We start from the raw sequence: 25,977 nt of genomic DNA on the forward strand, positions 1-25,977 counted from the left end.
TAACGGTGGTGTGACCCGACATCGTCGGGCATGGCCGGAGGGCCGCCGGATAGTTTAGCCCGGCAACCTTCGCAGCATGACACGCGTCACGGTGTGGCGTTACGGCGAGTCGTCGGGCAGCGGGAGCTGATCGAGTCCCGCAGGGGCCGACAGGCCTAGATGGCGCCAGGCCGCGGGCGTCGCAACGCGTCCGCGCGGGGTGCGCGCCAGGAATCCGAGGCGTACGAGGAAGGGCTCGGCGAGCTCCTCCACGGTCTCGCGCTCCTCGCCCACCGCGACCGCGAGGGTCGACACGCCCACCGGCCCGCCGCCGAAGCTGCGGCACAACGCGTCGAGCACCGCACGGTCGAGGCGGTCCAGGCCGAGCTCGTCCACCTCGTAGAGCGAGAGAGCGTCGCGGGCCACGTCGTGGTCGATGACTCCCCCGGCACGCACCTCGGCGAAGTCGCGGACTCGGCGCAGCAGCCGGTTGGCGATGCGCGGGGTGCCGCGCGAGCGGGAGGCGATCTCGCGCCCGCCATCGTCACTGACGTCCAGGCCGAGCAGCCCGGCCGACCGCACGACGATCCGGTGCAGCTCTTCGGGGTCGTAGTAGTCGAGCTGCGCGGTGAAGCCGAACCGGTCGCGCAGCGGGCTGGGCAGCAGACCCGCCCGCGTCGTCGCGCCGACCACCGTGAACGGCGGGATCTCCAGTGGGATCGCGGTCGCGCCGGGACCCTTGCCGACGATGACGTCGACGCGGAAGTCCTCCATCGCCATGTAGAGCAGCTCCTCCGCGGGCCGCGACATGCGATGGATCTCGTCGATGAACAGGACGTCGCCCTCGTTGATGCCGGACAGGATCGCCGCGAGGTCGCCCGCGTGCTGGATGGCCGGTCCGCTGGTGATGCGCAGCGGCGCCGAGAGCTGGGTCGCGATGATCATCGCGATGGTCGTCTTGCCGAGCCCGGGCGGACCGGACAGCAGGACGTGGTCGGGGGTGCGTCCGCGGCCCATCGCCGCCTCGAGCACGAGCGACAGCTGCTCGCGCACGCGTTCTTGGCCCACGAGCTCGTCGAGCGTGCGGGGACGCAGGGCCGCCTCGAACGCGCGGTCCTCGGGGCGCGCCTCGGCCACGATCGCCTCGAAGGCCCCGTCGTCGTACGCCTCGTCGTGATCGCCGTGCATCAGCGGGTCTTCGCAAGCGAGCGCAGGGCGTCGCGCAGGATCGAGGAGACGTCGGGGTCGGCGCCTGCAGGCAGGTCGGCGGACACCCGGTCGAGGGCCGCGTCGGCGTCCCTGGTCGACCAGCCGAGGCCCAGCAGGGCCTCGTGGACCTGGGACCGCCACGCGGGCGCTCCGGCGGCCACGGTCGTGGTGACGCCGACCCGGTCCTTGAGCTCGACCACGATCCGCTCGGCACCCTTGCGGCCGATGCCGGGGACCGTGGTGAGCGTCGCGAGATCGCCCTGGCCGATCGCCTGACGCAAGCGGTCGGGATCGAGCACGGCCAGCATGGCCTGGGCGACCTTGGGGCCCACACCGCTCGCGGTCTGCACCAGCTCGAACATGTCGCGCTCGTCGGGGGTCGCGAAGCCGAAGACGGTCAACGAGTCCTCGCGCACCACCATCGAGGTGGACAGCTGCACCTCGGTGCCGATGCGCAGCGTCGCGATCGTGCCAGGGGTGCACATGATCTGCATGCCCACTCCCCCGACGTCGATGACGGCGGAGGTGAGGGTGACGGCGGCGACCGGGCCGCGGACGTGGGCGATCATCGGGGACCTCTCGTGGGGGTGGCGCGGGCCGCGGCGACGGCGAGCTCGAGCCGGTTCTTGGCGCCACCGCGCCAGATGTGGCAGATCGCGAGCGCGAGCGCGTCGGCCGCGTCCGCGGGCTTGGGCGCCTCGGTGAGCCTCAGCAGCCGGGTGACCATCTGCGTGACCTGGGCCTTGTCGGCGCGGCCGCTGCCGGTGACGGACGCCTTGACCTCGCTCGGCGTGTGCAGGTGCACCGGGATGCCGTGCCGGGCTGCGACGAGCATCGCGACACCACTGGCCTGGGCCGTGCCCATGACCGTGCTGACGTTGTGCTGGCTGAAGACGCGCTCGACCGCGACCACGTCGGGACGGTGCAGCAGCACGTCCTCCTCGATCGCCTGCTCCAGCCGGTGCAGCCGCCGCGCGGTGTCGAGGTCGGCGGGCGTGCGGTAGACGCCCACATGCACCATCGTCAGCGGACGTCCCACCGTGCCGTCGACGACGCCCACACCGCAGCGGGTGAGACCCGGATCGATGCCGAGGACCCTCATGCGGGACCCGTCCCACAGATAGAACGCATGTTCGACAGCCTAGACCGCTCCCCCGTCACGCGGACGGCGACGCGCCGCAGGGCAGCCGCCCCGGGATCACTCGACCTGCGCCATGACCTCGTCGGAGGCGTCGAAGTTGGCGAAGACGTTCTGCACGTCGTCGCAGTCCTCCAGCGCGTCGATGAGCTTCATGATCTTGGTGGCCGCCTCGACGTCGACGTCGACCGTCATGGAGGGCACGAACGACGCATCGGCCGAGTCGTAGTCGAGCCCGGCCTCCTGCAGCGCGGTGCGGACCGCGACCAGGTCGGTCGGCTCGCTGATGACCTCGAACGATCCGTCGTGGTCGTTGACCTCCTCGGCACCCGCATCGAGCACCGCGAGCAGGACGTCGTCCTCGTTGGTCGGACCGCCCTCCTGCTCCCGCGGGACCATGATGACGCCCTTGCGGTTGAACATGTAGGACACCGAGCCCGGATCGGCCATCGTGCCGCCGTTGCGGGTCATCGCGGTGCGCACCTCCATCGCGGCGCGGTTGCGGTTGTCGGTCAGGCACTCGACCAGCAGCGCGACGCCACCGGGCGCATATCCCTCGTACATGATCGTGGTGTAGTCGACCGCGTCGTCACCCACACCGCCGCCGCGCTTGACCGCGCGGTCGATGTGGTCCTTGGGCACCGAGGACTTGCGGGCCTTCTGGATCGCGTCGTAGAGCGTGGGGTTGCCGTCGGGGTCAGGACCACCGATGCGCGCAGCGACCTCGATGTTCTTGACCATCTTGGCGAACATCTTGCCGCGCTTGGCGTCGACGATGGCCTTCTTGTGCTTCGTGGTCGCCCACTTGGAATGGCCTGACATGGCGCTGCCCCTTACGTACGGATGACGGTCTACGACTGCTTGACGAGGTCCACGAAGTAGCGATGAATGCGATCGTCGCCCCCCACCTCGGGGTGGAAAGAGGTCGCCATCAGGCTGCCCTGTCGGACGGCGACGATTCTACCGGCTGCCTCGCCCGCCGGGATCGTGGCAAGTGGTTCGACGCCTTCGCCGAGGTCCTCGACCCACGGTGCGCGGATGAACACCGCGTGCACGGGATCGCCGAGCCCGTCGAAGTCGAGCTCCCCCTCGAACGAGTCGACCTGCCGGCCGAACGCATTGCGGCGCACCGTGATGTCGAGGCCGCCGAGGGTCTCCTGACCCTCGGCGGCGTCCTCGAGGCGGTCGGCCATCATGATCATCCCCGCGCAGGTGCCGAACGTCGGCATGCCCGACCGGATGCGGTCGACCAGCGGCTCGAACAGCTCGAACGTCCGCGCGAGCTTGTACATCGTCGTGGACTCCCCACCGGGCAGCACGAGGGCGTCGCAGCGCGCCAGCTCCTCGGGACGGCGGACGCGGACGGCGTCGACGCCGAGATCGTTCAGGACACGCAGGTGCTCGCGGACATCGCCCTGGAGGGCGAACACACCGATGGAGGGGGAAGGCACGCGGCAAGCGTACTGAGCGGGTCCGCGTGACGACGGCGGCGGCGTGAGAGACGAGTCTCCAGGGGATACGCCACCGCCGCCGCTCCCTCACGGAATTCCCTCCCGATCGGGTCCAGCGGAGTGAGTGACCCGGCACGAACGACTGGCGTCCGGCGGATCGAGCTCCCTCTTGCGCCAGCACATGAAGTGAGGCACTCCCATACCCCGCACGTGCTGACGTCTCGCAGCATACTCCCGCGACGTGAAATTTTCGCTACACGCCGCGAGAAGTCGGGCGGACTACCAGCCGCGCTCGGCCAGACGGTGCGGCTCGGGGATCTCGTCGACGTTGATGCCGACCATGGCCTCGCCCAGCCCGCGCGAGACCTTCGCGATGACGTCGGCATCGTCGAAGAACGTCGTGGCCTTGACGACCGCGGCGGCCCGCTCGGCGGGGTTGCCGGACTTGAAGATGCCCGAGCCGACGAAGACGCCCTCGGCACCCAGCTGCATCATCATCGCGGCGTCGGCCGGTGTCGCGATGCCGCCGGCGGTGAACAGCACCACCGGGAGCTTGCCGGCCTCGGCGACCTCCTTGACCAGGTCGTACGGCGCCTGCAGCTCCTTGGCCGCGACGTACAGCTCGTCCTCGTTGAGCGACTGCAGACGGCGGATCTCGCCACCGATCTTGCGCATGTGCATCGTGGCGTTGGAGACGTCACCGGTGCCGGCCTCGCCCTTGGAGCGGATCATCGCCGCGCCCTCGGTGATCCGACGCAGCGCCTCGCCAAGGTTGGTCGCACCGCACACGAACGGGACGGTGAAGTTCCACTTGTCGATGTGGTTGGCGTAGTCGGCCGGGGTCAGGACCTCGGACTCGTCGATGTAGTCGACACCGAGGGACTGCAGCACCTGCGCCTCGACGAAGTGGCCGATGCGGGCCTTGGCCATGACCGGGATCGAGACCTGCTCGATGATCCCGTCGATCAGGTCGGGATCGGACATGCGCGCCACGCCGCCCTGCGAACGGATGTCGGCGGGCACGCGCTCGAGCGCCATCACGGCGACTGCGCCGGCGTCCTCGGCGATCTTGGCCTGCTCGGCGTTGACGACGTCCATGATGACGCCACCCTTGAGCATCTCCGCCATGCCGCGCTTGACGCGGGAGGTGCCGACCGTGGTTGCCTCAATGCTCACTGCAGTGTCCTTCGTGATGTCACCCGGGATGGTGCTGGAAGTCTACTCCCGATCGCAGCGCCACCTCGACGAAGGACAACTGACGGGACGGGACAAGGCCCCCACCGTCACCCCCGGCTGCGGCGTCGCCGGGTGGCGGGTGCCGCGTGGGCGGCGACCTCGAGCATCTCCCCCACGTCATCCATCCGGCGGCGCGGTCTGCCCTCACGCACACCGGCCGCCCGCTCGTGCCGGTCGATCTCACGCCAACCGCGGACCCCGATCGTCGAGCCCACCCGGGAGCGCACGAGTCGCCGCAGATCTGCCGCGCTGCCGACCGGGACGTCGAGGGCCCCGGCGTTCGCGTCGCCGATCAGGCGGTCGACGGTCTCCTGCGCGCACGTCTTGTTCGTGCCGATGAAGCCGCTCGGACCCCGCTTGATCCATCCCACGGCGTACGTCCGCGGCATCCCGGCGACCCGGCCGAGCTCATGGGGCACCACCGCGCGTGCGTCGTCGAACGGCAGCCCGGCCAGCGGCGCGCCACGGTAGCCGATCGACCGCAGCACGAGGCCCGTGCTGATCGCCTCGACGTCGGAGGTCTGCACCGACGTGACGACTCCCGTCGTCTCGACGAGGTCGTTGCGGCACACCCTGACCGCCTCGACGCGTCCGTCACCCTCGAGCTCGAGCGGCGACGTCGCGAACCGGAAGACGATGCGGCGGGCACCCGGGCGCGCCGGACGCGACTGTGCGGCCCGCAGCGCAGCCAGCTTCTGCTGCACGATCGGGTCACCGGTCACCGCGCGCAGGTCGTCACCCTCCACGACGATCTCGATGTCGTCGCGGGCGAGGAGCCCGACCAGCTCGGGCAGGGTGAACGCCGCCTGGGCGGCGCCGCGGCGCCCCAGCAGCACGATCTCGCGCACCGCGCTGCCGCGGAGCACCTCGAGCGCGTGGTCGGAGATGTCGGTCGTGGCGAGCCGCTCGGGGTCGGTGGCGAGGATCCGCGCCACGTCCAGCGCCACGTTGCCGTTGCCCACCACGACCACCCGCTCGGTGCTGAGGTCGAACGTCCGGGCCGCGTGGTCGGGATGCGCGTTGTACCAGGCGACGAAGGCCGTGGCTGTGTCGCTGCCGGCGAGATCCTCCCCGGGGATGCCGAGGCGGCGGTCCCGCGAGGCACCCGTCGCGTACACGACGGCGTGGTGATGAGCTGCGAGCTCCTCGTGGGAGAGGTGGGTGCCGACCTCGACACCCAGCAGGTACGAGAACCCGTCCTGCTCCTCGATCTGCCGGAACAGCCCCTCGATGGACCGGGTGCTCTGGTGATCCGGCGCGACGCCCGCGCGCACCAGCCCGTGCGGTGTCGGCAGCCGGTCGAGGACGGTCACTCGCGTACCGGGCCGCTTCAACAGCTCGTCCGCGGCGTACAGCGCCGCGGGGCCCGCGCCCACGATCGCGACGCGGAGCTCGTCCGTGGTCGCCCGCGGGACGACCGCGGGCACGGGAGCCTGCGCCGGGTGGTCCCGCGGGACGTCGTGGAACATCGCGTTGATGTCGACGAACGGCAGCTGCGCGTCGGTCAGCTTGTCCTGCGGAGCGATCGCCCCCACCGGGCAGGCCGTCACGCAGGCACCGCAGTCGACACACGACACCGGGTCGATGTACAGCATCTCCGCGAGGCCGAAGTCGGGCTCGTCGGGCGTGGGGTGGATCGCGTTGACCGGGCACGCGAAGACGCACGACGCGTCGCCGCAGCAGGCCTGGGTGACGACGTGGGGCACCGCTCAGGCCTGTCCTGCAAAGGCGACCGGGGGCTCACTGCGGTAGCGGGAGGGACGGCCGTCGATGCGGCACAGCTTCCACATCCAGCGCGCCGTCCGCGTCTCGCGCAGGCCGGCCTGGTCGGCGAGCATGCGGACATCCCCGAACAGCTCCTGGAGCCGGGCCCGGGACGCCGGCGACCGCCACCACAGGTCCTTCATGACGCGCCGCGGGATGCCGAACTCCCGGCGGAACGACGCCGACGGCACCATGATCACGTCGCACAGCACCCGCATGATGACCGGGAACAGCATCGCCATCACTCGCTTCTCGATCGGTCCGAGCCGCGGGGCGTTGCGGCGGACGTAGTGGTGGGCGAACGAGATGTGCCGGGCTTCCTCGGCGACGTGGATCTCCATGACCCGCGACAGCACTGGAGGCAGCTCCTCACCGCTGCGCAGGATCGCCTTCTGCGTGTGGTCGATCGGCTCCTCGCCGGCCAGCACCCCGATGAAGAACCCGAAGGGCGCTGCCGACGCCGCCCACGGCAGCAGCCCGGCGATGCGGCGCATCAGCCACGGCATGCCCTCGACCGGAGCCCCGATGCGGTTGACGGTCTCCTGGAACATCTGCGTGTGGTGGCACTCCTCGGTCGCCTCGTGCGTGAGGTAGCGGTACTCCGGGGAGTCGTTGGGCAGCGTGAAGACGTACTGCATGATGCCGCGGATCAGGATGTTCTCGAACTGCAGGCCGACCTTGAGGATGTTGGCCTGGCGCCACTGCCCGATCGCGATGCGCCGCTCGAGCGACTGCGCCTGGTACCACGGGTGCGCGCCGAGGGGATCCACATCCGCGGGCAGGACCCATCGCGGATCGTCGGACCGGACGGCGAAGTCGGGGTGCTCCCACGGGACGTCGACGAACGCGTCGAAGTGCCGGTCGACCGAGGCCTGCGAGAGCGCCCGGAGGATGTCGGCGTACTGCTCGGGCGACACGTCGACGGGGATGTCGGGCAGATCGGCACTGGGCGGGTTGATCGTCTGGGACATCGAGGCTCCTCGGGCTCGGCGGACCGCCAGCATCGCCCATACCCGGGGTATGTGTCAACGTCGATGTCACATAGTTGATGTCACGGTCCGGCCGCCGGAGGGGCCCGGGCTACACGGTGCCGCTCAGGCGCCCGTGGCGCTCGGCACTCGCCTGGTTCAGCCCGATGATCTGGACGGACGTGCCCCTGCGCTCGTACTTGGTGGTGATGGCGTCGAGGGAGGCGACCGTCGAGGCGTCCCAGATGTGCGACTGCGACAGGTCGATGACCACCGTCTCGGGGTCGTGGGCGTAGTCGAACTGGGTGTAGAGCTCGTTGCTCGAGGCGAAGAACAGCTCTCCCGTCACGGTGTAGACCGCGCGGGACGAGCCGTCGTCGTCCTGCACGATCGTGCGCTCGGTGTGGGTCAGGTGCGCGACCCGGCGGGCGAACAGGGTCATCGCCGTCAGGACGCCGACCGCGACACCGATCGCGAGATTGCGGGTCAGCACGGTGACGACCACCGTCACGAGCATGACGGCCGTCTCGCTGCGCGGCATCCGACGCAGGGTCGCGGGCTTGATCGAGTGCCAGTCGAAGGTGCCGACGGACACCATGACCATGACTGCGACGAGCGCCGCCATCGGGATGAGCGCCACGACGTCGCCGAAGCCGACGACCAGGACGAGCAGGAAGACGCCCGCGAGGAACGTCGACAGGCGGGTGCGCGCCCCCGAGACCTTCACGTTGATCATCGTCTGGCCGATCATCGCGCAGCCACCCATCCCGCCGAAGAGTCCCGTGACGATGTTGGCGGCCCCCTGGCCCCACGTCTCGCGGGTCTTGTCCGAGCGGCTGTCGGTGATGTCGTCGACGAGCTTCGCGGTGAGCAGTGACTCCAGGATGCCGACCAGCGCCATCGCGAGCGCGTACGGCGCGATGATCGCGAGCGTCTCCAGGTCGAACGGGACGTCCGGGACGAACCACGCGGGCAGGCTGTCGGGCAGATCGCCCTGGTCCCCCACGTCCGGCACGTCGACCGCCCCGACGACCGTGAACGCCGTCAGCGCGACGATCGCCACGAGGGGCGCCGGCACCACCGAGCTGACGCGCGGGAGGCCGACGATGACCGCGATGCCCACCGCGGTCATCGGGTAGACCGCCCACGGCACGTCGATCAGGTGATCGACCTGCGTCTCGAGGATCAGGATCGCCAGGGCGTTGACGAAGCCGACCATGACCGAGCGCGGGATGAACCTCATGAGCTTCGCGACCCCGGCGAGCGCGAGCAGGATCTGGATGAGGCCGCCGAGCAGGACCGTGGCGATGAGGAAGTCGTAGCCGTGGTCCTTCATGACCGGGGCGATGACCAGGGCGACCGCGCCGGTCGCCGCCGAGATCATCGCGGGACGTCCGCCGAGGAACGAGATCGCGACCGCCATCGTGAACGACGCGAACAGCCCGACACGTGGGTCGACTCCGGCGATGATCGAGAACGAGATCGCCTCCGGGATCAGCGCGAGGGCCACCACCAGCCCAGCCAGCACCTCCACGCGGAGCAGGCGCGGGGAGCGCAGGGCGTTGCGGACGGTCGGCTCGAGCGGGGCGTGCTCGCCGGTGGAGGGTGGAGAGGTCTTCAAGGGGTTCGTCGGCCGCCGTCAGGACTCGAGGCCGGGGCTGTCGACGGTCTGCTTGTAGACGATGCGCATGCGCTGCAGCACCGTGATGAGGCTCGCGAACGCCAAGACCCACAGCGTGAGCTCTCGCAGGATCGGCAGGTCGAACAGGCCGGCCAGACCGGTCATGACCAGGATCGCGACCAGACGGTCGGAACGCTCCGCGATGCCGCCCTTGGCCGTCATCCCGAGCGACTCGGCGCGCGCCCGGGCGTACGACGTGAGGTTGCCGAGGACCAGGCACGCGAGGCTCAGGTAGAGATAGATACGGGTGTCGCCGAGATCCGCCTCGGCGTCCGACGTCGTGTAGTAGAGCACGAGACCGCCGAACACGGCAGCGTCACCGACCCGGTCGAGGGTCGAGTCCAAGAACGCGCCCCACTTGGACGGCTTGCCCAGCTTGCGGGCCATGTAGCCGTCCATCATGTCGCTGAAGACAAATGCGGTGATGACCAGGACGCCGACGAAGAACTGACCGCGCGGGAAGAACCACAGTGCGCCCGCGCTCACGCCGATCGTGCCGACGACGGTCACCTGGTTGGGGGTGACGCCGAGTCGCAGCAGCAGGTCGGCGAGCGGGGCCCAGACCTTCGTCCAGAAGTCGCGGAAACGTTCGAGCATGGGTTCGTCTACTCCTTCGGCCAGGCGGCCGCGAGCATCTCGCGGGTGTCGCCCAGCAGCTGCGGCATGGTCTTGGTGTGCCCGATGACGGGCATGAAGTTGGCGTCGCCACCCCAGCGGGGAACGATGTGCTGATGCAGGTGTGCGGCGATGCCCGCCCCTGCAGCCTGGCCCTGGTTGAGACCGAGGTTGAACCCCTGCGGGCTCGTGACCGTGCGCATGACCCGCATCGCCTGCTTGGTCAGCGCCGCGACCTCGGCGGTCTCCTGATCGGTCAGCTCGGTGTAGTCCGCGACGTGGCGGTAGGGGCAGACCAGCAGGTGGCCGGCGTTGTACGGGTAGAGGTTGAGCACTGCGTACGCGGACTCGCCCCGGTGCACGATCAGGCCGTCGGCGTCGTCCAGGGACGGGATCCGGCAGAACGGGCAGTCCGCGGCCTCGGAGGACGCGGGCTTGTTCTCGCCCTTGATGTACGCGATGCGATGGGGCGTCCAGAGACGCTCGAAGGCATCGGGGTCGCCCACGCCGTCCTGCTCGTCGCGCTGGTCCGTCACGCCAAACACCCTAGTCGTCCGCACGTGCTCCCCCGGCACCGACGTGCGGCGCGCCACAGCCAGCGGGATCGCTCCTGCCCTGCCCCACTGCCGGTAGCCTGCTGTTTCCGTCGTCAGGGGGACTGCGCCAATGAGAAGGACCGTGACCGCCGTCGTGTGCGCCCTCACGGCGTGCGCGGCACTGGCACACCCCGGGCGCAGCCAGGACGCGGGCGCGACCGCCGCCGAGGACGTGCGGCAGGCCGCCGCGACGCCCGCACGCGCCACCATGGTCGTCATCGGCGACTCGATCAGCGCGGCCTACTCCGACACCGGCGCACCCGAGCGGCGCGCGTGGTGGAGCATGCTCGCCGACACGATCGACGTCGACCCGATCGTGGTGGCCGAGGGCGGAGCCGGCTACCTGCGCCGCGGCACCCGTTGCCGTGGCAGGAGCTTCCAGCAGAGCATCGATGCCCACGCCGCGCTCATCCGCGCCGCCGAGGTCGTGGTCATCGAGGGCGGGGTCAACGACCGGTCGTACTGCCTGACCCGCCGCCGCAACGGGCACGGCGACGCGCCGAGCTCGGCCCAGCAGGTCTCCCGTGCCGTACGCCCCGCGCTGCGCCGGGTCGCCGAGCTGGCCGGCGACGACGCGACCGTGATCGTCACCGCGCCGTGGGGCGGGGCGAGGAAGATCGCCCCGAGTGGGCGCTGGATCCCCCGGATCATCGAGGCGGCCGCGCGCGAGAACGGGCTGGAGTACGTCGACACCGCCACGGACGCGATCCGCCCACGGCACCGCACGCTCGACGGCGTCCATCCCAGCCTCTCGGGCAGCACCTCGATCGCCAAGCACGTCTACTTCCGCAGCAGCCTGCACGAGCGCTAGGAGCCCCAGCGCCCGTGCAGCGAGGTCTCAGACCTGGGCGCGGGTCCGGATCGCCTCGACGATGCGCTCGATCGCGTCGTCGACCGCGACGCCGTTCTCCTGCTCGCCACTGCGGTAGCGGAACGACACCGCGCCGGCCTCGACGTCGTTGTCGCCTGCGATCAGCATGAACGGCACCTTCTGCAGCTGCGCGTTGCGGATCTTCTTCTGCATCCGCTCGTCGGAGTCGTCGACCTCGACCCTGATGCCGAGGGCCTTGAGCCGCTTCGTGAGCTCGTAGAGGTAGTCGGCGTGGCGCTCGGCCACGGGGATGCCGACGACCTGCACGGGCGCGAGCCACGGAGGGAACGCGCCCGCGTAGTGCTCGACAAGGACGCCCATGAATCGCTCGATCGAGCCGAACTTGGCCGAGTGGATCATGACGGGCTGCTGGCGGGAGCCGTCCGCCGCGACGTACTCGAGGCCGAAGCGCTCGGGCGAGGGCATGTTGAAGTCGTACTGGATCGTCGACATCTGCCACGAGCGACCGATCGCGTCGCGCGCCTGCACCGACACCTTCGGGCCGTAGTAGGCCGCTCCGCCGGGATCGGGGACCAGCTCGAGACCGGTCTCGAGGCACACGTCCTCGAGCACCTTGGTCGCATTGGCCCACTCCTCGTCCGAGCCGATGAACTTGTCGGGCTTGGAGTCGTCGCGGGTGGACAGCTCGAGGTAGAAGTCGTCGAGACCGAAGTCGCGCAGCAGGCTGAGCACGAAGTTCAGCAGGTGACGGATCTCCCCGGGCGCCTGCTCGGGGGTCACGTACGAGTGCGAGTCGTCCTGGGCGAAGCCGCGCACACGGGTCAGGCCGTGGATGACACCGGACTTCTCGTTGCGGTAGACGTGCCCGAACTCGAACAGGCGCAGCGGCAGCTCACGGTACGAGCGCTGGCGCGAGCGGAAGATCAGGTTGTGCATGGGGCAGTTCATCGCCTTGAGGCGGTAGTCCTGACCGTCCACGTCCAGCGCCGGGAACATGCCCTCGCCGTAGTACGGCAGGTGCCCCGAGGTGTAGAACAGCCCCTCCTTGGCGATGTGCGGGGTGCCGACGTACTCGAAGCCCTCCTCGATGTGCCGGCGGCGGACGTAGTCCTCCATCTCGCGCTTGATCACACCACCCTTGGGGTGGAACACCGGCAGTCCCGAGCCGATCTCGTCGGGGAAGCTGTAGAGGTCGAGCTCGGTGCCGAGGCGACGGTGGTCGCGGCGCTGGGCCTCCTCGATGCGGTGCAGATGGGCGTCCAAGGCGTCCTTGGACTCCCAGGCCGTCCCGTAGATGCGCTGCAGCTGCTTGTTCTTCTCGTCACCGCGCCAGTACGCCGCGGCGCTGCGCATGAGCGTGAAGGCCGGGATGCGCTTGGTGGTCGGCAGGTGCGGGCCGCGGCACAGGTCGCTCCACGCGACCGATCCGTCGCGCTTGAGGTTGTCGTAGATCGTCAGGCCGCCCTCACCGACCTCGACACTGGCACCCTCGGCCGCGTCGCCCGCGGTGGACTTCAGGCCGATCAGCTCGAGCTTGTAGGGCTCGTCGGCCAGCTCGGCGCGCGCGTCGTCGTCGCTGATCTCCCGGCGGTCGAACTTCTGACCCTCCTTGATGATCTTCTTCATCCGCGACTCGATCTTGGCGAGGTCCTCGGGGACGAAGGGCTCCGCGACGTCGAAGTCGTAGTAGAAGCCGTCGGTGATCGGGGGGCCGATGCCGAGCTTCGCCTCGGGGAAGAGGTCCTGCACGGCCTGCGCCATGACGTGCGCGGTCGAGTGGCGCAGGATGTCGCGGCCGTCCGCGGAGTCGATCGCGACGCCCTCGACGGAGTCCCCGTCGGCCAGCTCGTACGCGAGATCCTTCAACGTGCCGCTCACCCGGGCCGCGATGATCTCGGGGGTGTCGGCGAAGAGCTGCCACGCCTTCGTGCCCTGCTCGACGGATCGGGACTCGTGGTCGACGACGATCTGGATGTCCGGCACGGTGCTACCTCTGTTCGGGTCGACGCGCCCTACGGATGGCGCGTGCTGGTTCGGACCACCGTATCGCGGGGGTCCGGGCGCGAGATTTCGGCCTCGCAGTGCAGCACGGGACCACTCAGCCCTTTAATCTCGTACATATGGACAACCGCTTGCCGACCGTCGTGGTCGTCGACGACGCACCCGAGGTTCGAGCACTGGTCCGTACGCACCTCAGGCTCTCGGGCGCCTTCGAGGTGGTCGGCGAGGGCGCGGACGGAGCCGACGCGATCGAGCTCGTCCACCAGTTCCGCCCCGATCTGCTGGTCATGGACATGTCCATGCCCGACCTCGACGGCATCGACGCGCTGCCGGGGGTGCTCGCGGTCTCGCCCACCACCCGGGTCGTGGTCTTCACGGGCTTCGAGGGCGAGGGCCTGGCCGAGCTGGCCCGCTCGATGGGCGCCTCGGCGTTCCTGGAGAAGTCCGTCTCCCTCGACGTGTTGGTCGATCGGTTGCGCGACGTGCACGAGGGCCGGGCCCCTGCGGCGCCACCAGCGCCCGCATCGTCCCTTGCGGCTGTCGGCGAGCAGGTGACCGAGACCGACCGCGAGGTGCTGGACGAGCACCTCGAGCGCTTCCGGGAGGTCTTCGACGAGGCGGCCATCGGCATGGCGACGCTCACGCTGTCCGGCGGCATCGTCCGCGCCAACCGCGCCCTGGGCAAGCTCATCGAGCATCCTCACGAGGACCTGGTCGGTGTCGACTACGCCGCGTTGATGGCCGGACACGGGGAGCTGCTCGACGAGGCGCTCGCCGAGATCCAGCACAAGCAGGTCGACGTGATCCGCGTCGAGCACGGCGTCTCGGGGCTCAGGGAGCGCAAGGTCATGTCGACGCTGGCGCCCGTGCGCGACCGCGCCGGTCTGCCGCTCTACGTCTTCCTGCAGGTGCAGGACATCACGGAGCAGCGCGCCGCAGAGGACGAGCTGCGCCGCAGCGAGGAGCGCTTCCGCCTGCTCGTGGAGACGGTGGAGGACTACGCGATCTTCATGCTGGACCCCCAGGGGCACGTCGTGAGCTGGAACGCCGGCGCCGAGCGCGCGAAGGGCTACCGCGCGGACGAGATCATCGGCCGGCACTTCCGCACCTTCTACAGTGCCGAGCTGCAGGAGTCCGGGCACCCCGAGCGCGAGCTCGAGGCCGCCCTCCGCGACGGCCGCTACGCGGAGGAGGGCTGGCGGGTCCGCAAGGACGGGTCCCGGTTCTGGGCCAATGTCCTCATCACGGCGGTGTTCGACGACGGCGGCAACCACGTGGGCTTCGCCAAGATCACCCGCGACGTGACGTCCCGGCTCGAGTCGGAGGAGTCGCTGCGCCAGAGCGAGGAGCGCTTCCGTCTGCTCGTCGACGCGGTGAGCGACTACGCGATCTTCATGCTCGATCCCGACGGTCACATCGTCAGCTGGAACGCCGGCGCCCAGCGCACCAAGGGCTACACCGCCGACGAGATCATCGGCCGGCACTTCCGGGTGTTCTATCCCCCGGAGCTGCAGGAGGCCCGTCATCCCGAGCACGAGCTCGAGATAGCGCTGCGCGAGGGTCGCTACGGCGAGGAGGGCTGGCGCGTCCGCAAGGACGGCTCGCGCTTCTGGGCCAATGTGCTCATCACGGCCGTCCACAACGACGTCGGCAAGCTCGTGGGCTTCTCCAAGGTCACCCGTGACACGACCACCCAGTACCTCGCGCAGCAGGAGCAGGAGCGCGCCGCCCAGTCCCTCGCGGAGGCCAACGAGGCCCTGCAGACCCTCAACATGCAGCTGCGGCACGCGGCGTCCGACCAGTCCCAGTTCCTCGCGGTGACCGCGCACGAGCTCCGGACGCCGGCCACCGTGCTGGGCGGCTCCGCCGACGTGCTGTCCAAGCACTGGGGTGCCCTGGGCGAGGACGAGCGTCTGACGCTCCTCGACGGCATGACCACCAGTGCTGAGCGCATGCGCCGGCTGCTGTCCGATCTGCTCACCGCCTCGCGGCTCGACGCCAACGCGCTGCGCCTGTCCCCCGAGCCGACGGCGCTGCAGCCGCTGCTCCAGGCCGCGGCAGCCACGGCGCTGCAAGCCGCGAGCAATCAGGTCGTCACGGTTCAGGCGCCCGACGACGTCACGGTCATGGCCGACGGTGCACGACTGGCCCAGGTCGTCGACAACCTCCTGGACAACGCCCTCAAGCACGGTCGGTCGCCCGTCCACGTGGACGTCACGGTGGCCGGGGACCAGGCCGAGATCCGCGTGGCCGACGCGGGGCCGGGCGTACGGCCCGACGTCCGCTCACGTCTCTTCGGCAGGTTCGCGACGGGCGACGAGCTCGGTGGCACGGGCCTCGGCCTGTTCATCGTTCGCGAGCTGGCCCGCGCCCAGGGCGGCGACGCGACGTACGAGGATCCGACGCCCGAGCGACCGGGCGGCGCGTTCCTGGTGACCGTCCCCCTGGCCTGAGCCGCGACGCGGCGGTTCCGCCCCACCTGGACGGCCTTCTGTGCCAGATTGTCTCCATGAAGAAGATCATCGGGGTGGTCGTCGGCACGATGCTCGCCGCCACGGGATGCACCAGCGCCGGCAGCGACGACGGGGAGGACAAGAAGGACGCGGCCGCCAAGGCCGCGGCGAAGCAGCTCACGCGGGACGCCACGACCGTGAAGCCTGCGTGGACGGTCAAGCAGAAGATGCTCGGCCAGCCCGAGGTCGTCGGCCGGACCGCCGTGGCGATCGTGAAGGCTCGCCAGAACGAGCTCGATCTCATCGGCGTGGACACCGCGACCGGGACCGTGACCTGGAAGCATCCGTACAGTCCCGGTGCTCAGGCTCCCGGCTATGCCTTGTCGCCGGTCATCTCCCAGGACAAGAACGGCACCGCGTCGGTTGTCCTGCTCGAGCCACCGCGCCCGCTCAGCCTGGACAATCCCGGCTACTGGCTCACGCCCATCGTGGCGCTCGACCCGGCCACCGGGAAGGAGCGGTTCCGCACCCGCAACGTGCTGGCGGCCGTCCCGCTTGAAGAGTGCGACGACGAGGTGGATGCCTGCCTGCGCGCCTCCTACGGTTCCGGCACCGACTACCAGAACCTGCGTCTGGACCTCGAGACCGGACGCCTCGCGGTCGACCGGGATGGCCTCGCGGCCAACCGCCGTTCGATTGCGGACGGAGGGCTGTTCTCGACCGACGACCGCCCCGGCGAGCTGATCGGCGTCGAGAGGGACGGCAAGACCCTGTGGACGACCCCGGTCGAGGAGCTGGCGGGAAAGCACCACACCTCCGACACGGGCTGGAGCGTCGACTGGGACGAGAAGACGGACCGTTACACCGGCTACATCGGCATCGGCATGCCGAAGACCGTGAAGGACCGCGCTGCGGCCGGCAAGTCCTATGACTTCGACCTGGCGTGGAGGACACAGATGTCATTCGACGGCAGGACAGGTGAGCTCATCTGGCGCAAGGACGGCGTCAGGAAGCCGTGCCTGGGCGAGGGCGACGACTCCGATGACTCCGACAACGCCACGCGCGATCCCGTCAGGTGCGCCGTCTCGGGCACGCTGCACTTCGTCAAGGGCAAGCTCCGCACGCCCTCCGGCACCTCCGTCACGGTCCAGGGCTACGACCCGGTGACCGGCAGGACCCGATGGTCTGCGCCCCTCGACCAGGACGCGGCCCACGCATTCCTCCAGGGCGACAACGCGGACCTGACCACGGCTCCCGGCACCCTCGTCGTGCCCACCGCCAAGGGGCCCCGTCTGTACGAGGCCAGGACGGGCACGTCGGTCGCCATGTCCACCGATGACCTGTTCGCCTGCGAGGGCAAGACGGCCACCATCAAGTACGTCATCCCCTTCGACGCCGGCGGGGAGAACGAGAACCGGGAACGCTACGGCGACCCGATGATCGAGCAGTGCAGCCCCGACGGCACGGTCGTCGACCGGCCGATGACCGTCGCGACCGTCAAGGACAGCGCCCAGAAGGTGGATTCCTCGACGTACGTCCTGTCCCGCTCGTCGGGGCTCGTCGGCTACACGCTGCCGAAGGGCTGAGCCCGGTCAGCGGGGCGGGACGACCGGGACGGGCAGCAGGAGGGCCGCCGGCGCCCCCTCGGGCACGGCGGGGCGGACCGGCGCCACCGGGGCCACCCGCTCGTACGGCTGCCCGAGCGGTGGCCGCGGGTCGGCCTCCCCCTTGTTGGGCCACAGGGACATCGCCCGCTCGGACTGCGCCGTGATCGTGAGCGAGGGGTTGACCCCCAGGTTGGCGGTGATCGCCGAGCCGTCGCTGATGTGCAGCCCCTCGTGCCCGAAGACGCGCTGGTAGGGGTCGACGACACCGGTCTCGCGACTCTCGCCGATGACGCAGCCACCGAGGAAGTGGGCCGTCAGGGGCACGCCCGCCAGCTCGCCGATCGAGCTGCCGGGGTGCCCGCCGATCCGCTCGGCGATGTCCCGCGCGACCCGGTCCGCGACCGGGATGTACGGCGGGTTGGGCTCGCCGACTCCTTGCTTGCTCGTCAGCGTGCGTCCGAAGGGTCCCCGCTTGAGGTACGTCGTGATCGAGTTGTCCAGCGACTGCATCACGAGCACCACGATCGACTGCTCGGCCCAGCGCCGCGGCTTGTGCACGCGCAGCGCCCCGCGGAGCCCCAGGACCCGGTAGCCACGGACAACGGCACGCAGGCGGCCACCGGGGCCGGGACGATCGGGCAGCGCCATGTTGATCAGGGCCAGCGCGTTGGACCCGTGACCGTAGCGGACCGGCTCGACGTGCGTGTGCTCGTCGGGGTGGAACGACGACGTGATCGCGACGCCCGGGGTGTAGTCGGCGTCCTTGTCCGCCGAGCGGGCCGACAGGACGGCCTCGGAGTTGGTCCGGCTCAGCTCGCCGATCCGGTCCGAGAGGTGCGGGAGCGAGCGCCGCTTGAGCCGGTGCAGCAGGTTCTGGGTGTTGAGCGCATTGCCGGCGAAGACGACCTGGTCGGCCGTGAAGGTCGCGCGGCGCAGCCGGTTGCCCGTGCGCTGCGTGCGCACCTCGTAGCGCGGTGCCCCGCCCTCGACACGGGGCGCGATCGGCCGCACGTCCGTCACGGTCGTCATGGGGTGGACCTCGGCGCCTGCGCCCTCCGCGAGGTGCAGGTAGTTCTTGACGGTCGTGTTCTTGGCGTTGTGACGGCAGCCCGTCATGCAGGCCCCGCAGTCGATGCAGGTGCGCCGCGCGGGTCCCGCGCCGCCGAAGAACGGGTCCTCGACCTCGACACCCGGCTTGTCGCCGAACAGCACCCCGACGTCGGAGGCGTGGAAGGTGTCCTCCACGCCGTACTCCTTGGCGAGGGTCGACATCAGGTCGTCCGCCACGCTCGTCCCCGGGTACGCCGTGACGCCGAGCATCTTCTTGGCCTGGGCGTAGTGCGGGGCGAGCTCGTCCTTCCAGTCCGTGATGTGCGCCCACTGGCGGTCGCGATAGAAGGGGTCGAGCGGCTCGTAGAGCGTGTTGGCGTACACGAGCGAGCCGCCCCCCACCCCCGTCCCGCTCGCGATGAGGACGTCCTTGAGCAGCGTGAGCCGCATGATGCCGAAGCACCGGGCCCAGGGCGCCCACATGTAGCGGCGCGCGCGCCACGACGTCTCGGGCAGCTCGTCGTCGGCGAAGCGCCGACCCATCTCCAGCACCCCGACGCGGTAGCCCTTCTCGGTCAGTCGCAGGGCCGCGACGCTGCCGCCGAAGCCGGATCCGATCACGATCACGTCGTAGTCACGCTGAGTCATGGGTCACACCCTACGGGCTTGTTGACACTCTGCCAATAGCGGACGACACTGGTGCCGTGCCCGCCCCCCGACTGCGCCTCGCGCCCGCCGAGCGCCGCCAGCAGATCATCGACGCGGCGCGGGTCCTTTACTCCGATCGCGCCTACGACGACGTGTCGACCGCGGAGCTGGCCGAGGCCGCAGGTGTCGCCCGCGGGCTGATCAACCACTACTTCGGCGACAAGCGCGAGCTGTTCCTGGAGGTCATGCGGGGCTCGATCCTCATGCCGACGCAGGCACTGCCCGACTACGACGGCCGCACACTCGAGGAGCGGGCGCGGCTCACGATGGACTGGATCCTCAACGCCGCGACCACGTACGGCCAGGCGTGGGTGGCCGCGAGCGGGGCGGCGAACCTGCATGGCGCCTCCGACGTGCAGGCGGTGGTCGACGAGGCGGACGACCGCGCCGCCCGGCTCGTGCTCGACGCCCTCGGGCTGCCGGACTCCCCCCACCTGCGCGCCCGGCTGCGGCCGATGGCGGCGCTGACCAAGGCCGTCTGCCGCGAGTGGCTGCAGCGCAAGACGTACTCACGCGACGAAGCCCTCGACCTGCTGACCGACAGCGTCCTGCTGTTCGTCCACGACCACGCTCCCACGAAGGAACTTCCATGACCTCGATCGGCATCATCGGATCCGGCTTCGGCGCGATCGCCGTCGCCGTCGAGCTCAAGCGGTCGGGACACACCGACCTGCGCCTGTGGGAGCGCTCGGACGACCTCGGCGGCGTCTGGCGCGACAACACGTACCCAGGTGCCGGCTGCGACGTGCCGTCCCCGCTGTACTCCTACTCGTACGAGCCCAACTCCCAGTGGACGCGGCGCTACGCCCTCCAGGAGGAGATCCACGCGTACATCCGCTCGGTCGCGGACAAGCACGGCATCACCCCGCTGGTGCGCTTCGGCGCCGAGGTGGTCGCGGCCGCGTGGGACGAGGACGCCGCGCGCTGGAGCGTCACGTTCTCGGACGGCACCGTGGAGACCGTCGACCTGCTCGTCAGCGCGGTCGGACAGCTCTCGCGGCCCAGGCTGCCCAGCATCGAGGGAGTCCAGTCGTTCACGGGGACCTCGTTCCACTCCGCCGAGTGGGACCACTCCTTCGACGCGACCGGCAAGCGCGTCGCGGTCGTCGGTGCAGGCGCCAGCGCGGTGCAGTTCGTACCCCACCTGGCCAAGGACGCGGCGCAGCTCGTGATGTTCCAGCGCACCCCGAACTACCTCCTGCCCAAGCCCGACAAGCCCTACACCGCGTGGCACCGCGCCCTGTTCAAGGCGCTGCCGATCAGCCAACGCATCGAGCGCGGCGGCATCTGGACGATCATGGAGCAGTTCGCCCGCGGGCTGGACGAGAAGTCCAAGGTCGGTCGCATCAACAAGGCGATCGCGATGCGTCACCTCAACAAGCAGGTCACCGATCCGGAGCTGCGCGCCAAGCTCACCCCCGACTACCCCATCGGCTGCAAGCGGATCCTGTTCAGCAACGAGTTCTATCCCGCCCTCGCCCAGCCCAACGTCGACGTCGTGACCCACGGCGTCACCCGGGTCACCCCGACCGGAGTCGTCGACGACACGGGCGCGGAGCACGAGGTCGACGCGATCGTCTACGGGACCGGCTTCGACGCCCAGGACTTCCTGGAGTCGATCGACATCACCGGCGTCGGTGGCCAGAAGCTCGCGACACACTGGACCGACGGGGCGCACGCGTACCTCGGCATGTACGTCCCCGGGTTCCCCAACCTGCTCGTCACGTACGGCCCCAACACCAACCTCGGCGGCGGCTCGATCATCTACATGCTCGAGGCCCAGGCGCGCCACATGCGCCAGGTCGTGGACCGCCTGGAGGCCGGCAGCTATCGCTCGGTCGTCGTGACCGAAAAGGCCGAGCGGGACTACGACCGCGAGCTCACCCGCCAGCTCGACAGCTCGGTGTGGAGCTCGTGCGACAACTGGTACCGCCACCCGTCAGGTCGCATCACGTCCAACTGGCCCGGTGCGACCCTCCCGTTCGCCAAGGCGACCAAGCACCTCGAGCCGGAGGCGTTCGAGTGGGCGTGAACGCATACCCGGCCGAGCCGTGGGACCTGCACGGCCACGCGTACATCGGCGTGTGGCTGGTGCCGGTCAAGGACCTGCCCGCCCCCCACTCGTCCGCGACGCGGCCCATCACCGTGCTCGGACGCGGGATCGTCTCGGCAGCGTTCTTCGTCTACGAGCGGCCCAGCCCGCTGACGTACGACGAGATCATGTCGACCGTGCTCGTCCGGCAGGGCTGGCGCCCCCGGGTCTCGATCACCCACATCTGGGTCGACAGCGCGGCGTCCCGCGACGGGGGGCGTGAGCTGTGGGCGATCCCCAAGGAGCTCGCGGACTTCGACGTCGAGCCCCATCACGCGTACGACGCGCACGGCATCGGCACGCTGACCGTGCCGCGGGTGCGCCACTTGCCGTTCCGCCTGCCACTCGGGTTCACCATCGCGCAGGACCGCGCGGGGACCCTGCAGGTCTCCCCCGTGCGCGGCCGCGTCCGGCTCGGCGTCACCCGCGGCCGCTGGTCGTTCGCCGCGGGCGGACCGGTCGGCTTCCTCGCCGGCCGCCGACCGCTGCTCACGCTCGCGGCGCGCCCGTTCCGCCTGATCTTCGGCCGCAGCTGATCGGCACTACGCTCGAGGGATGCGCCGACTTGCGATCCTGACCGCGACCGCCCTCCTGCTCGCCGGCTGCACGTCGGGCGGGGACGACTCGTCGTCCGACGGCGCCCGTGGCGGTGACACCGAGACGAAGGAGTCGGGCAAGCCGTCCGCGACCCGGACGACACCGGTCCCCACCGGACCGGACTGCGCCGACGTCTGGAAGGCCGGGGCGACCCTGCCCCAGGACTACGAGCAGTGCCTGCAGGACGGCGAGCCCGGCCCGCAGGACGAGACGCCGTGCCTCGACGGCTCGACCCTGGTGATCTTCGACGACGCGCTGTACGCCGTGACCGGCGGCAGGATCGTCGAGCCCGAGGCCTCCCCGCTGCAGGACACCGAGGAGTTCGGCGCCGCCTTCAGCGCGTGCACCGGCGAGGAGTGAACCTCACCCGGCCGTCGTGACCGCCGTCGCGCGGCGGATGGGGGTGACGGTCGCCGACCGCTCCCCGGCGCCCACCGCGGGTGTCGCGACCGCGCTGACCTCGCCGTTGACCTCCTGGATGTCCAGGTAGACCGCCATGCAGGCCCTGCACGTCTCGAGGTGGGCGTGGACCTTCTCCTGGTCCCGCCGGGACGCGGTGCGACGGACCACTGCGGCGAAGTGCTCGCGGACGAAGAGACACGCCTGTCCGGCCGAGTCGTCCGTCGAGCTGACGTGCTGCTGCAGATAGGCCTCGCGCAGCCCGGCTCGGGCCCGGTAGACCAGCGCCGAGACGCTGTTGGGCTTCAGGCCGAGGGCATCGGCGAGCTCCTGGGGCTTGCGACCCTCGACGTCCAGCTGCCACAGAACCGTGCGCCAGCGCTCGGGCAGCGACTCGTACGCCGCGCGGACCGCGTTCCTCTCGAAGGAGTCCAGCTCACCGGCGCCGAACGGGACGGCGCTGTCGATGACGGTGTCGTCGTCCGTCGGCACGACGCGCTTGACGGCCTTGGCCCGACGACCGCACTCGTGACGGACCGCGGTGAACAGATAGGCCCGAAAGGCGCTGTCCGGGCCCTTGCCGCGCTGCAGCAGGCCGAAGATCTGCGCGAACGCGTCGGAGACGACGTCGTCGGACTCGTCGCGCTGGCCCAGGTGCCGGGCCAGGCGGCGCGCGCTGTACACGTACCGGTCGTAGAGGGCGGCGTACGCCTCGGTGCTCCCCTGCCGGGTGAGCTCGACGAGCGCACCGTCGTCGAGCTCCTCGAGCGTCATGTCGAGGGCAGACGAACGATCAAGATCGTGTTCAACCATCACAAGTAATTCCCCTGGGAGATGAGGATCCGACGGGGTGGTGTCGTCACCTCGATGTAACGGCCAGTTGCAGCCAGGAAAATACTTGCACGTAACCGCCGTCTCCGCGCGGTAACCGGGTGTGACGCAGCACTCCCCCCGCCGGCGGATCGGCTCCGACGTGCCAGGGACCGACGACTCTGCCGTAGACCGAGTGCAGGCGGCAGTGTGCTGGCGAGAGGTGCGGTCACCCGGACCGTGACCGTACCGGGGAGGGACGCGGCGATGACCCCGGAACCGGCGCGGGACGTCCTGGCGATCCGCACGCACGGGCTGGTCAAGACGTTCGGCTCCTTCCGCGCTCTGGACGGTCTGGACCTGGAGGTCCGGCGCGGCGAGGTCCACGGATTCCTCGGGCCGAACGGCGCCGGCAAGTCGACCACGATCCGGGTCCTGCTCGGCCTCCTGCGGGCCAACGGCGGCTCCGCAGAGCTGCTCGGTGGCGATCCGTGGAGGGACGTAGTGGAGCTCCACCGCCGGCTCGCGTACGTGCCTGGGGACGTCGTGCTGTGGCCGGCGCTGTCCGGGGGCGAGGCCATCGATCTGCTCGGCCGGCTCCGCGGGGGCCTGGATGAGACGAAGCGCGCTGCGCTGGTCGAACGGTTCGAGCTCGACCCGACCAAGCGGGGCCGCCAGTACTCCAAGGGCAACAGGCAGAAGGTCGCCATCGTGGCCGCCCTGGCGTCCGACGTGGAGCTCCTGATCCTGGACGAGCCCACCTCGGGGCTCGATCCCCTGATGGAGTCGGTCTTCCAGGACGAGATCGCGAAGGTCAAGTCGGCGGGGGCGACGATCCTGCTGTCCAGCCACATCATGAGCGAGGTCGAGGCGCTTGCCGACCGGGTCAGCATCATCCGGTCCGGCACCATCGTGCAGACCGGGGCGCTCGAGGACCTGCGGGGGCAGGCCACGGTCTCGGTCAGGGCGACGCTCGCTCGCCCACCCGGCGACGTGTCGACCCTCAGCATCTTCCGCGATGCGCACGTCGACGAGCACAGCAGGTTCACCGGCAGCATCGAGTCCACCCGCGTCAGCGAGGCGATGGCGGCCCTGCTGCCGTACGAGATGAGTGGCCTCACCGTCACCCCACCTTCGCTCGAGCAGCTGTTCCTCGAGCAGTACGTGACCGCACCGTCCGGACCAGCCGGGCGATGAGCGCCTTTACAGGGACGAGACCGCTGCTCCGGGTGTCGGCTCGCCAGGACGCCCGCAACATCGCACCGTGGATCGCCGGTGTCACGGCGCTCTCGGCCTCGTCGGTGCTGGCCTACGCCTGGATCTTCCCGGACCGGGAGGACCGTGAGGCGCTCGCGCGGGCGCTGGGCGGCAACCCGGCCCTGTCATTGATCTTCGGTCCGGCGCGCGACCTCCTGACCGCCGACGGCTTCAACGCCTGGCGAGCCGGCGGCCTCGGCGCATTCTTCGCCGCCCTCATGGCGATCCTGGTCGTGGTGCGCAACAGCCGTGCGGCCGAGGACTCGGGCCAGGCCGAGTTGCTCGCCTCGGGGGTCATGGGCCGTCAGACCCGGCTGGGCGTGGCGGTGACGCTCGGCGTGGTCGCGTCCGTGGCGCTCGGAATCGTCTCGTTCCTCGTCACAGTCGCCTGCGGGGGCGGCGCGGCAGCCACGTGCATCCTCTGTGCGACGTTCACCGGCGCGGGACTGATGTTCACCGGCGCGGCCGCGGTGACCGCCCAGATCTCGTCGGACGCCCGCACCGCGACCAGCCTGGGGGTGGCGACCGCGGGTGTGCTGTACGTGCTCCGTGGCTACCTCGACTCGAGCGGGGCTCCGGGCTGGACCGACTGGGTGACCCCGTTCGGCTGGCTCGAGGCGACCCATCCGGCGACCGACAACCGCGTGTGGCCCCTGCTGCCGGCAGTGGCACTCGCGGTCGTGCTCGTCGCCGTGGCCTTCGCGCTGCAGGAGCGCCGCGACTTCGGGCAGGGCGCTGTCGCCACCCGCCCCGGCCCGGCGCGTGGCGGCTGGGTGACGTCCCCCTGGGGCCTCGCCGTGCGTCTGCATCGCGGGCCCTTGGTGGCCTGGTTCATCGCGTTCGCCGCTCTCGGCGTGGTCTTCGGCAACCTGGCCTCGTCGATCGGTGACGTGCTCGCGGCCAACCCCGCAATGGCCGAGACGATCGCGGGCGGGGCAACCGGCCAGCGGGCCGCGACGCTCGGTTTCATCGTGACCATCCTGCATCTCACCGGCATGATCGCTGCGGTGCTGGGCGTCCAGGTGGCGCTGCGGATGCGTTCCGAGGAGGTCGACTACCGGGTCGAGCCGCTCCTGGCCGGATCGCTGCGGCGCAAGGTCTACCTCGCGAGCAACCTCGTGGTCGCCTTGGCGGGATCCGCACTCGCCATGGCGCTCGCCGGTGTGACCATGAGCATCGTCGGGCCGCGGGAGGACATCTCGGCTCGGGACATCATCGGGCAGGCCCTCGCCACGATCCCGGCGGTCTGGCTGCTGGTCGCCATCGCGTTCGCCGCAGTGGGCGCCGCGCCTCGCATCCGCCTGATTGGGTGGCTGGGCATCGTGGCCTCGTTCGGTCTCACGATCCTCGGACCGACGTTCAAGCTGCCGGACTGGGCGCTCGACATCAGCCCGTTCCGCCACGTCCCGGCTGTCGCAGCGTCCTCGACGGACTGGTCCGGTCTGGCCTGGCTGTGCGTGGTGGCCCTCGCCCTGATGGCCGTCGCCTTTGTCGGCTTCCGCCGTCGCGACGTGCTGTGAGTCCCCGTCGCCGA

The 25,977-nt window shown here is 70.2% G+C and carries 23 protein-coding genes; 9 read left to right on the plus strand and 14 right to left on the minus strand.

The annotated features are described in order from the left end of the window. Positions 1 to 99 precede the first annotated feature (99 nt). The 11 genes from ruvB to GEV26_RS10335 form a co-directional block, all read right to left on the minus strand. Positions 100 to 1,167: a Holliday junction branch migration DNA helicase RuvB gene (gene ruvB, locus GEV26_RS10285; RefSeq protein WP_153652984.1), complete on the minus strand. Its 1,068-nt coding sequence runs from the start codon at positions 1,165 to 1,167 to the stop codon at positions 100 to 102. Further along, a complete protein-coding gene (gene ruvA / locus GEV26_RS10290) occupies positions 1,167 to 1,757 on the minus strand; it encodes a Holliday junction branch migration protein RuvA (RefSeq protein WP_153652985.1) in 591 nt (196 codons plus the stop codon). Before ruvA ends, ruvB begins: the two co-directional genes overlap by 1 nt. Then, on the minus strand, positions 1,754 to 2,290 hold the full coding sequence (gene ruvC, locus GEV26_RS10295) for a crossover junction endodeoxyribonuclease RuvC (RefSeq protein ID WP_153652986.1): 537 nt from the start codon (positions 2,288 to 2,290) through the stop codon (positions 1,754 to 1,756). Before ruvC ends, ruvA begins: the two co-directional genes overlap by 4 nt. Before the next feature lie 96 nt (positions 2,291 to 2,386). After that, positions 2,387 to 3,148 carry a YebC/PmpR family DNA-binding transcriptional regulator gene (locus GEV26_RS10300; RefSeq protein ID WP_153652987.1) on the minus strand — a complete coding sequence of 254 codons (762 nt, stop codon included), beginning with the start codon at positions 3,146 to 3,148 and terminating at the stop codon, positions 2,387 to 2,389. A 29-nt stretch (positions 3,149 to 3,177) separates the two neighbouring features. Continuing rightward, positions 3,178 to 3,777, minus strand: a complete 600-nt coding sequence (gene pdxT / locus GEV26_RS10305) for a pyridoxal 5'-phosphate synthase glutaminase subunit PdxT (RefSeq protein WP_153652988.1) — start codon at positions 3,775 to 3,777, stop codon at positions 3,178 to 3,180. Positions 3,778 to 4,056: 279 nt separating this feature from the next. Then, on the minus strand, positions 4,057 to 4,953 hold the full coding sequence (pdxS, locus tag GEV26_RS10310; protein ID WP_208430950.1) for a pyridoxal 5'-phosphate synthase lyase subunit PdxS: 897 nt from the start codon (positions 4,951 to 4,953) through the stop codon (positions 4,057 to 4,059). Positions 4,954 to 5,060: 107 nt separating this feature from the next. Beyond that, positions 5,061 to 6,719, minus strand: coding sequence for an FAD-dependent oxidoreductase (locus GEV26_RS10315; RefSeq protein ID WP_153652990.1), 1,659 nt, complete (start codon positions 6,717 to 6,719; stop codon positions 5,061 to 5,063). A gap of 3 nt (positions 6,720 to 6,722) precedes the next feature. Next, a complete protein-coding gene (locus GEV26_RS10320) occupies positions 6,723 to 7,748 on the minus strand; it encodes an AurF N-oxygenase family protein (protein WP_153652991.1) in 1,026 nt (341 codons plus the stop codon). Positions 7,749 to 7,857: 109 nt separating this feature from the next. Beyond that, positions 7,858 to 9,366: a SulP family inorganic anion transporter gene (locus GEV26_RS10325; protein WP_153652992.1), complete on the minus strand. Its 1,509-nt coding sequence runs from the start codon at positions 9,364 to 9,366 to the stop codon at positions 7,858 to 7,860. A gap of 18 nt (positions 9,367 to 9,384) precedes the next feature. After that, positions 9,385 to 10,023, minus strand: coding sequence for a phosphatidylinositol phosphate synthase (gene pgsA, locus GEV26_RS10330; protein ID WP_153652993.1), 639 nt, complete (start codon positions 10,021 to 10,023; stop codon positions 9,385 to 9,387). Between the two features lie 8 nt (positions 10,024 to 10,031). Next, entirely contained in the window at positions 10,032 to 10,577 is a 546-nt protein-coding gene (locus GEV26_RS10335) for an HIT family protein (RefSeq protein WP_243838697.1), read from the minus strand. A gap of 142 nt (positions 10,578 to 10,719) precedes the next feature. Here GEV26_RS10335 and GEV26_RS10340 point away from each other — a divergent pair, with 142 nt between their 5' ends. Further along, positions 10,720 to 11,448 carry an SGNH/GDSL hydrolase family protein gene (locus tag GEV26_RS10340; protein ID WP_243838699.1) on the plus strand — a complete coding sequence of 243 codons (729 nt, stop codon included), beginning with the start codon at positions 10,720 to 10,722 and terminating at the stop codon, positions 11,446 to 11,448. A gap of 27 nt (positions 11,449 to 11,475) precedes the next feature. On the opposite strand, the gene thrS is transcribed toward GEV26_RS10340, so the two are convergent. Next, a complete protein-coding gene (thrS, locus tag GEV26_RS10345) occupies positions 11,476 to 13,452 on the minus strand; it encodes a threonine--tRNA ligase (RefSeq protein WP_153652995.1) in 1,977 nt (658 codons plus the stop codon). 137 nt (positions 13,453 to 13,589) lie between these two features. On the opposite strand from thrS, the gene GEV26_RS10350 reads away from it, so the two are divergent. Then, on the plus strand, positions 13,590 to 15,923 hold the full coding sequence (locus GEV26_RS10350; RefSeq protein ID WP_194839818.1) for a PAS domain S-box protein: 2,334 nt from the start codon (positions 13,590 to 13,592) through the stop codon (positions 15,921 to 15,923). A 56-nt stretch (positions 15,924 to 15,979) separates the two neighbouring features. Continuing rightward, entirely contained in the window at positions 15,980 to 17,509 is a 1,530-nt protein-coding gene (locus GEV26_RS10355; protein WP_153652997.1) for a PQQ-binding-like beta-propeller repeat protein, read from the plus strand. Between the two features lie 6 nt (positions 17,510 to 17,515). On the opposite strand, the gene GEV26_RS10360 is transcribed toward GEV26_RS10355, so the two are convergent. Then, positions 17,516 to 19,228 carry an FAD-dependent oxidoreductase gene (locus tag GEV26_RS10360; protein WP_153652998.1) on the minus strand — a complete coding sequence of 571 codons (1,713 nt, stop codon included), beginning with the start codon at positions 19,226 to 19,228 and terminating at the stop codon, positions 17,516 to 17,518. A 56-nt stretch (positions 19,229 to 19,284) separates the two neighbouring features. On the opposite strand from GEV26_RS10360, the gene GEV26_RS10365 reads away from it, so the two are divergent. Genes GEV26_RS10365 through GEV26_RS10380 form a run of 4 tightly spaced genes read left to right on the plus strand, consistent with a single transcriptional unit; the run spans position 19,285 to position 22,337 of the window. Next, the gene (locus GEV26_RS10365; protein WP_153652999.1) at positions 19,285 to 19,881 is read left to right on the plus strand and encodes a TetR/AcrR family transcriptional regulator; all 597 of its coding nucleotides are present in this window, start codon (positions 19,285 to 19,287) and stop codon (positions 19,879 to 19,881) included. Further along, positions 19,878 to 21,320, plus strand: a complete 1,443-nt coding sequence (locus GEV26_RS10370) for a flavin-containing monooxygenase (RefSeq protein ID WP_153653000.1) — start codon at positions 19,878 to 19,880, stop codon at positions 21,318 to 21,320. Before GEV26_RS10365 ends, GEV26_RS10370 begins: the two co-directional genes overlap by 4 nt. Then, entirely contained in the window at positions 21,317 to 21,916 is a 600-nt protein-coding gene (locus tag GEV26_RS10375; RefSeq protein ID WP_208430951.1) for an acetoacetate decarboxylase family protein, read from the plus strand. The genes GEV26_RS10370 and GEV26_RS10375 overlap by 4 nt, the downstream gene beginning before the upstream one ends. 19 nt (positions 21,917 to 21,935) lie before the next feature. Then, positions 21,936 to 22,337, plus strand: coding sequence for a hypothetical protein (locus GEV26_RS10380; RefSeq protein WP_153653002.1), 402 nt, complete (start codon positions 21,936 to 21,938; stop codon positions 22,335 to 22,337). Between the two features lie 3 nt (positions 22,338 to 22,340). Here GEV26_RS10380 and GEV26_RS10385 read toward each other — a convergent pair whose 3' ends face one another. Then, positions 22,341 to 23,150 (minus strand): sigma-70 family RNA polymerase sigma factor, encoded by an 810-nt coding sequence (locus tag GEV26_RS10385; RefSeq protein WP_194839819.1) that lies wholly within the window; start codon positions 23,148 to 23,150, stop codon positions 22,341 to 22,343. 303 nt (positions 23,151 to 23,453) lie between these two features. On the opposite strand from GEV26_RS10385, the gene GEV26_RS10390 reads away from it, so the two are divergent. Together GEV26_RS10390 and GEV26_RS10395 are read left to right on the plus strand one after the other, a co-directional pair. Then, entirely contained in the window at positions 23,454 to 24,383 is a 930-nt protein-coding gene (locus tag GEV26_RS10390; protein ID WP_153653004.1) for an ABC transporter ATP-binding protein, read from the plus strand. Further along, positions 24,380 to 25,963 carry an ABC transporter permease gene (locus GEV26_RS10395; protein ID WP_153653005.1) on the plus strand — a complete coding sequence of 528 codons (1,584 nt, stop codon included), beginning with the start codon at positions 24,380 to 24,382 and terminating at the stop codon, positions 25,961 to 25,963. The genes GEV26_RS10390 and GEV26_RS10395 overlap by 4 nt, the downstream gene beginning before the upstream one ends. Positions 25,964 to 25,977 lie beyond the last annotated feature (14 nt).

Origin of the sequence: Aeromicrobium yanjiei, from assembly GCF_009649075.1 — a bacterium.
GTDB lineage: Bacteria > Actinomycetota > Actinomycetes > Propionibacteriales > Nocardioidaceae > Aeromicrobium > Aeromicrobium yanjiei.